Origin of the sequence: Zavarzinia sp. (assembly GCF_041650655.1) — a bacterium.
GTDB lineage: Bacteria > Pseudomonadota > Alphaproteobacteria > Zavarziniales > Zavarziniaceae > Zavarzinia.
In genome coordinates this window covers 1-7585 of record NZ_JBAZKR010000146.1, presented here as the reverse complement: position 1 = coordinate 7585, position 7585 = coordinate 1, and the positions used below count along the sequence as shown (strand labels likewise).

General features: G+C 67.8%; 7 protein-coding genes. All 7 read left to right on the top strand.

Features of this window, described 5'->3' with window-relative positions:
• A partial coding sequence (locus WC493_RS20640) for a hypothetical protein (protein ID WP_373068069.1) occupies positions 1–337 on the top strand: 337 nt, incomplete at its 5' end.
• A 29-nt stretch (positions 338–366) separates the two neighbouring features.
• Positions 367–999: a hypothetical protein gene (locus WC493_RS20635; RefSeq protein ID WP_373068067.1), complete on the top strand. Its 633-nt coding sequence runs from the start codon at positions 367–369 to the stop codon at positions 997–999.
• Between the two features lies 1 nt (position 1000).
• Complete coding sequence (locus WC493_RS20630) at positions 1001–2245, top strand: hypothetical protein (protein WP_373068065.1); 1245 nt, start codon at positions 1001–1003, stop codon at positions 2243–2245.
• Positions 2246–2258: 13 nt separating this feature from the next.
• Positions 2259–5033 carry a hypothetical protein gene (locus WC493_RS20625; protein WP_373068063.1) on the top strand — a complete coding sequence of 925 codons (2775 nt, stop codon included), beginning with the start codon at positions 2259–2261 and terminating at the stop codon, positions 5031–5033.
• A gap of 51 nt (positions 5034–5084) precedes the next feature.
• Entirely contained in the window at positions 5085–5528 is a 444-nt protein-coding gene (locus WC493_RS20620) for a hypothetical protein (protein ID WP_373068061.1), read from the top strand.
• 67 nt (positions 5529–5595) lie between these two features.
• Positions 5596–6399 (top strand): hypothetical protein, encoded by an 804-nt coding sequence (locus WC493_RS20615; RefSeq protein ID WP_373068059.1) that lies wholly within the window; start codon positions 5596–5598, stop codon positions 6397–6399.
• A gap of 180 nt (positions 6400–6579) precedes the next feature.
• On the top strand, positions 6580–7585 hold a 1006-nt coding region (locus WC493_RS20610; RefSeq protein WP_373068057.1), incomplete at its 3' end, for a phage tail tape measure protein.

Sequence of the window (7585 nt, the reverse complement as noted above, 5' to 3'; positions counted from 1 at the left end):
CCGGGCACTACCCCGGGCACGGCGCGACGATGCGCCGGGCCTACTTCACGGATCGACGGCCGGGGGCGAACCTCCCGGCGCAAGGGTGAGGATGATGCATTACCGCAATGGACGCGAGGCGCAGAACGGTGACAAGGTGGTCCGGCTGGAAGGCGGCAAGATCGTGGCCTTCGGCGTCCTGCACGGCGCCGTGCCGGGCAACGACTACTGCAACGGCAACATTGCCGTCGTGCAGACGGCGAACGAATACGCCTGCATGGTGGACTGCTTGCACGTCGACGATCTCGCCGATCTGCTGAAGACCGCTGGGCTGGACGATCGTCCGGCCGGCAAGTAGCTGCACGTCGACGGCGCAAGGGTGATCCGATGCCGACCGGCGTGAAGCTGTCCAAGAGCTGGCGCAACCTGTCCGCGGCGCTCAAGCCCGGCGCGTTCACCAAGAAGCTCGAGCGGGAAGTCGGCAAAGCGACGGCGCTGAACGGCATGCTGGTAGCCCGCGAAATGCGCACGGCGATCAAGGGCGGAGTCGCCCCGGCGAACGCTCCGCTGACGATCGACATTAAGGGCAGCACGAAGCCGCTGATCGACAAGGCGGATCTCTGGAAGGCGATCACGAGCGTCAAGGCGAACTGGAAAACCGGCTTCGCCGGGCTGTTGCGGGGCCGGAAAGGTGCCGACGGGCACCTGATCAACATCGGCGAGAAGCTGCACGAAGGCTTCACGATGCGCGTCACGCCGGCCATGCGCGGGCTGTTCCAGGCGTTGGCCCAAGCCTCACGATCTGGCGATCCGAAGCACCTGACGGGCCGGGCACAAGAACTGTGGGCGCGCACCAAGGGCAAGGTCGCCTGGGCGGCGCTCAAGCCCGAGACCACAGCGATCGTCGTGAAGGGCAGGCCCTGGATCAACATCGCGCTTGGGCAGCCCGGTCTGAAGGCCAAGCTGAAGAAGAACTGGGAAGACGCGGTGCAGCGGACGATCAGCCCCAAGGGAGCGTGACATGCGCACGATCGGCCGCTGGATCGAGTTCCCCTTCCACGATCGCCCGCTGTTGCAGCTGAGCGACCCGGCGAAGATCCGTGTGCACCCCACCGATCACGTCCTGCGGCTGCGCCCCAACGCGGCCGGCAAGTACCCGACCGACGCCAACCTCTACATCCGCGGGCCCGAGATCAACCCGACGGCCGTCCGCAGCTGGCGCGCGGTGCAGGTGTTCGCCGACGAACCCACCGTCGACGGCACGATCGTCGGCACGGTCCGCTACCGGTGCAACGACGGCACGACGGATCGCTGGTGGAACGGATCCGCTTGGGTCGCAGCCGCCGCCGGCCAGTGGAACACGCACGCCGATCTGCAGGCGCACTTGCCTACCTTCCCGGTCACCAGCCGCAAGCTGCGCCTGGTGTTCAACCTCAAGACCACCGACGCCAGCTACACCCCGACCGTCCGATCGGTGCAACTGCTGTTCGACGCTGACATTCTCAGCGATCTGGAAGAACTGATCTACCGATCGCTGATCGTGCAACTGGAAACGATCCGCGTCCCGGTGGAAGTCGTGCTGCCCTGGCCGGGCGGCACGACGGCGGATCTCGACGCGGTGTTGACGCAGGCCGAGCCGGTGCAGTTCGACGCGGTGACGGCGGTATTCGACCACACCGCGGATCCGACGCACCTGACCGATCTGCTGTCGGGCTACAACACCGCCTCGCACGTGGTGACGCTGACCGGCGCGGTCACCGCGGGGCACCAGGTGGTGATCCGCCTGGCCGCCCAGCCCGAAGTCGCCTACACGACGCACCCGGACTTCAACGAGATCTCGCGGCTGCCCGCGATCGCGATCGACAGCGTGACCGAGCAGTTCCGGGCGCAGTCGACGGTCAAGCAGTCCGCGGTCAACGTCGGCACGCTGGCGGCTCTTGTGGTCCCCGCCCCGCGCCAATCGGACTTCGTGATCGGCCTGCGGATGATCGCCAACCGCGGGCTGGATCTGGTGCGGCTGTCCGATGCTGTCAAGGCGTGGATCGCTTGCAACAGAACCCTGCGGATCGCTTCCCTGGACGCTGCCGCGGACCTAGTGGTAGATCGCCAGATCGACGCATCCCCGCGTCCCGACGCGATCCACATGGCGGAGACACAAGGGGCGATCCGGCTGGTGAACGTGCCGTGCTGGATCTTCCCGGCGGAAGCGGGCCACGGGATCGGGCGGCTGGCGGTGAGCGGATCGATGGACGCAACGGCCGAGTAAGGCGGAGGACACGATGGCGATCCGGAGCTTCGGAGCGGTCAATGGGGCGGGCACGGCGGTTCGCGAAGGTCAGCCGCGACCGCCGATCCAGGCAGCAGCCCTGGGCGTCGGGTGCTTCATCGGCCCGTTCGAACGCGGCCTTGCCAACGGCGTGACGTACGCCCCGAACGAGAAGGCCTTCGCGCGCCGCCTGGGCGGGCGCATCGGCGCCGACGCCACGACCGGCGCTTCGGTCGTTCCCGACTGCGCGCAGGACTACTGGCTGCACGGTGGCGGCGCGGGCGAGCTCGTCTGCGTGCGCGTCACCGACGGCCACGAAGTCGCTTCCGATCTCAAGCTCTACAGCCGCCACTGGGGCACCGGCTTCGGCGCGGCCCAGTCCGATCTCGACGGCCAGGCGCAGATCAAGCTGCCCCTCCTGCAGATCAAGGCCAAGAACGGCGGGCGCTGGGGCGGCCGGGCGCGCAAGCTGCGGGCCGCGGTGTCGGCCACCGGCAAGATCACCGCGACCACGATCGACACCGAAACCGTCATGCTCGCCAACGAGTGGAAGGGCGCGACCCTGGAACTCGACGCCGTTTCCGGCAAGACCTACAAGGTCCTGTCCAACAACGCGGCCGGCGTGCTCACCGTCGAGACCGGCGCCACCATGGCGACCGACATGGGCGCCAACGTGGATCTCGGCTACAGCCTGTCGCTCGGGGCCAAGGTCGAGACCAACGGCGTCCGCAAGGCGCTGGCGGTCAAGGTGATCAACGCGACGATCGATCCGGGCAACGAGTTCGGCCTGGAGATCTACGTCGACGGCGATCGCAAGCTGGTCTACTCCGATCTCGCCATGGACTCGGCCAGCCCCCGCTACTTCAAGTCCGTGATCAACGACGATCCGCTGAACTTCGAAGTCGAGGCGGTGGATCTCTGGAACGGCAGCACGCCCAACGTCCCCGACATCCGCCCGGCCAACTGGTACGGCATGCCGTCGGCGATCGATTCCGAATCGATCACCTTCCTGCCCTTCCAGGTGACGTCGGTCGAGGACGCCAAGGTGTCCGTCGTCGGCGTCGAGTTCGGCACCGCGTACGAAGGCCTGCCGGTCAAGCTGACCTTCACGTGGGCCCTGGGAACCACGAAGTACGTCGTGACCGCCACGGGGCTGTACGGCAAGAGCGTGGTCACCAGCCTGCCCGACTTCACCGTCGGGGCCGGTGAGCAGATCGCCAAGCAGTACAACCCCGGCGCCACCCACGCGAAGTGGCTCAAGTGGCTGCCGAAGATCACGATCGATCACACGGGCGGTGCGCCGGCCGACACCAAGAAGTTCGTCGTCGAGATCGCGCCCTTGCCCTCGGCCGTGCTGCCGGGCGCCTACGTGCTCCCCGACGCGAAGTCCAAGCCGCTGACCGCGATCCGCGTGCGGTCCGCCACCTACCGCAAGGTCACCCTGGACGGCGATCCGACGGTTGCCGGCCTGGCTCCCGTGCAGGCCGTGGTCACCGGCACCGTCGCCGAAGGCGCCGGCTTCGCCGTCGTGGCCGGCAACAACGACAAGCTGCTGCTGTCGGCCGACGGGCGCAAGGACGTCGAGGTCACGCTGACGGCCGGCGCCGCGGTGACCACTGCGGCGATCGTCGCCGAGATCAACGCCGCCTTCGATCTGGTCTACGCCCCCGCCGGATCGGTCAACCCGGCCAGCGTCTACACCGACGACGCCGGGGACAAGTTCCTGCGCCTGTCGTCGGCCTGGTACGAAGGCGGCGGCAAGCGATCGTCGATCGCGATCAAGACGCAGCTGACCCACGCCTACACGATCCTCGGCCTGTCGGTTGCGGTCACCCAGGGCACCAACGGCACCGAAGCCGGCCTGCAGTTCGCCGACGAGTGCGGCGGCGGCTACGACGGCGCGGCACCCGCGGACGCGGACTACCTGGCAGCGCTGGCGATCGGATCGAGCCCGCTCAACAAGGTGCCGCACAGCAAGGGCGTGCTGCTGACCGCCTGCCCGGACGTGACCAGCACCGCCGTGCAGCAGGCCGGCCTGGCCTACGCCGCGGCGAAGGCGCACCTGTTCGAGGTGATCGAGCCGGCGAACAAGCTGAACGATCAGGACGCGATCGACTTCATCGACACGACGATCGGCCGGGGCGAGGACGCGAGCACGCTGTTTCCCAGCTACGGCAACGTGCGCGATCCCGACAAGTCCGGCGTGCTCAAGTCGGTGCCGCTCGTGGGATCTCGCTTCGGCCTGGACGCCAAGTACGCCGCCGCCAACGGCCACTACTGCGCGCCGGCCGCGGGCGTGGACGCCGTGCTGCAGCGGGTGATCTCGCTGCCGACCGGCGAGGATCCGGTCAACGGCGAGGCGCTGAACCCGAAGGGGCTGAACGTCGTGAAGTTCCGCGGCACGACGGCGGTGGTCTGGGGCGGCCGGACGCTGGCCGGCGCGACCGGCGAGAAGTTCCGCAGCAAGCGCCTGCAGCTGTCGCACTACATCCACACGTTGCTGGATCAGTTCGACTACGTGGTGTTCGCCCTGAACGATCCCGACACGCGCGACAGCCTGAAGACCGATCTGCGCACGTTCTTCGTCAAGGAGTGGCAGAAGCGGGCGTTGCGCGGCAACGCCTTCGACGACGCCTGCCTGATCAAGATCGACGACGAGAACAACACCGCCGCCGACGAGGACGCCGGCAACCTGAACGCCGAGATCGCGGTGCGCATCACCGGGTTCGCCGAGCGGGTGATCTTCACGATCGGCAAGATGGGCGTGTCCGAAAACGTCAGCGCCTAGGGCGTCAGCAGCGAACGAGACCGCCCCCACCGGGGCGGGTGAGAGGCCAGCATGGCGATCAAGGGATCCATCAAGGAAGACCACATCCCGCTCAACAAGTTCAAGCTGAAGGTCACGGGCTTGCCCGATCTGACCTTCACCAAGATCGGCGGGCTGGAAGAGGAACTCGAGACGGTCACGCTGCCCGATCGCACCACGGCGACCGGCGGCAACACCAAGGCGATCGAGTTCGACGCCGAGCTGCCGCTGCACCACACCGTCGAGGTCGCCGCGATCGAGGCCTGGTGGCGCGAGTGCCGCGATCCCGTGTCGCCGACGTACAAGAAGGCCGGCACGCTGATCCAGGAATCGGGCACCGGCAAGATCCGCCGATCGTGGGCCCTGACCGGCCTGTACCCCAAGAAGCGCGCCACGCCCGATCTCGACATCGAGAACGAAGGCGAAATGGCCGTGCTGGCGCTGTCGTTCGTCGCCGACACGATGGATCCGGTGTAGCCCCCCCGGGATCGTCGTGGGCCACTTTCCGCGCGCTGTCGGGTAGGGCGGTGCGCACGGACTGACCATGCAGAAGACCACCTTCGGTGAACGCGGCGATCTGCTGTCGTTCGGGATCCCCGCCGGGGAGACGCACGGACGCACGTTCGCCTTCAAGCCCTGGCGCACAGCCGACGAAAAGGCCGTGTGCGCTATCCGCGATCGGAACCGCGGGATCACCCCGGCCGCCTTCGCGTCCGAGGCGATGGCCCACTTCCTGACGGAATGGGGCAGCGCCGACTTCACCAAGCTGTCGATCGGCGAACGCCGCCTGTACCTCGCCCGGGCCTACGCCGGCGACGTATTCCAGACCTGGATCCAGCTGCGCCGGGCCGCCATGGGCGACGACTTCGACATGCAGCTGGAATGCCGATCCTGCCGCACGGAGTTCGTCTACACGGCCGATCTCGCGTCCCTCGAGCTGAACGTGGCCGACGACGGCGAGGATCTGCGGCAGCAGGTCGCCTTGCTGGACGGCTTCGACTGGCGCGGCGAAGACGTGCGGACCGTGACGATCGCCCCCCTGCGGTGGTCGCTCTACGAAACGCAGACCGCTTCGATCAACACCGGCATGCTCAAGGTCCGGGCCGCGGCTCAGGCGATCTGCGGGATCAACGGCAAGCCGCTGGCCGCCCCCCTGCCGGAGTCGGCCCTGGATCTCACCAAGCGGGATCTCGAGGCGATCGCGTCGGCCTTGGACGCGGAGACGCTGGGCCCGCAGCTGGCGATCGAAGAGTTCTGCCCGCACTGCGGATCGCGCGTCCGGCAGTCTTTGTCCTGGACGTACGACGCTTTTTTCTCCGGGAAGGCTTCTGGCCGTGGAGGAGCCTGAAGCAGATCCGTGCTGAGATCTTCGGGTTATGCTACGACTCCGACGGGGCCTTCACGTGGGATCTCGCTGACGCGTCCCCGGAAGACCGATCCGAATGGCGCCGGATGCTGAACGATCGCAAGGATCGGGAGGTGAAGGCAGCCAAACGGGCGTACCGCAAGCGGTAGCTGGGGCGTACGGATGGCACTGGAGAACATCGGCCTTGGGGCGCTCCTGCAGTTCGAGGCCGGCGACGCCACCCGCAAGGTCGGCCGTTTCCAGGCCGCGATCGACGGATCCCGCAAGTCGCTCGAGCGCGTGGGGCGCGGGCTGTCCATGATCAAGCAGGGCGGCAGCCAGGCCTTCAGCGCGGCCATGCCGGCGATGCTGGGATCCACCGCGGCGATCGGCTTGGGCGTGGCCGCCGCTGTCCGCTTCGACGACGCGATCAGCAAGATCGGCACTGCGCTGGGCAAGACCGAGTTCGGCAAGGTCCGCGGCGAGCTGGAGGGCTTGGCCAAGACGCTGGCGATGGACTTCGGCGAGAGCACCGCCGACGCCGCCGCGGCCCTCGAGCTACTGGTCAAGTCCGGCGTGGCGATCGGCGATCTGAAGTACGCCGCGGCGCCGATCATGGCCGCGGCGAAGGCCGACGGCATGGCGACCGACGCTGCCGCGCAGATCGTGATCTCGACGATCAACCAATTCCGCATGTCCATGGATCAGGCCGGCCGGACCGCCAACGCGCTGTCGAAGGCCGCCGATCTGTCCAGCGCTTCGATCGCGTCGATCGGCGAAGGCATGACCTATGCGGGCGCGTCGGCGCACCGCATGAACTTCGACGTCGAACAGACCACCGCGGCCCTGGCCTTGCTGGACCTGGCCGGGCAGAAGGGATCCGTCGGCGGCACGGGCCTCGCCGCGTTGCTCGATTCGATGGCCTCTCCCCGCCACGCCAAGAAGTTCGCTGAGCTGGGGATCGCGATCACCGACACGTCCGGCAAGCTGCGCCCGTTCATGTCGATCATCACCGACACCCAGGCGGCGCTGCAGCAGATCCCCGACGAAGGCGAGCGGATGTCGGCCGCCTACCAGCTGTTCGGCGAACAGGGCAGCCGTGCGCTTGCCGGACTTGCGGGAGCCGGAAGTAAGGCCTTCGACGACATGGTGTCCAAGGTGCGCAACGGCACCACCACCGTGCAGGACA

Coding starts and splice junctions, on each gene's coding strand:
- WC493_RS20635 (WP_373068067.1), top strand. CDS start 367: ATGCCGACCGGCGTGAAGCTGTCCAAGAGCTGGCGCAACCTGTCCGCG.
- WC493_RS20630 (WP_373068065.1), top strand. CDS start 1,001: ATGCGCACGATCGGCCGCTGGATCGAGTTCCCCTTCCACGATCGCCCG.
- WC493_RS20625 (WP_373068063.1), top strand. CDS start 2,259: ATGGCGATCCGGAGCTTCGGAGCGGTCAATGGGGCGGGCACGGCGGTT.
- WC493_RS20620 (WP_373068061.1), top strand. CDS start 5,085: ATGGCGATCAAGGGATCCATCAAGGAAGACCACATCCCGCTCAACAAG.
- WC493_RS20615 (WP_373068059.1), top strand. CDS start 5,596: ATGCAGAAGACCACCTTCGGTGAACGCGGCGATCTGCTGTCGTTCGGG.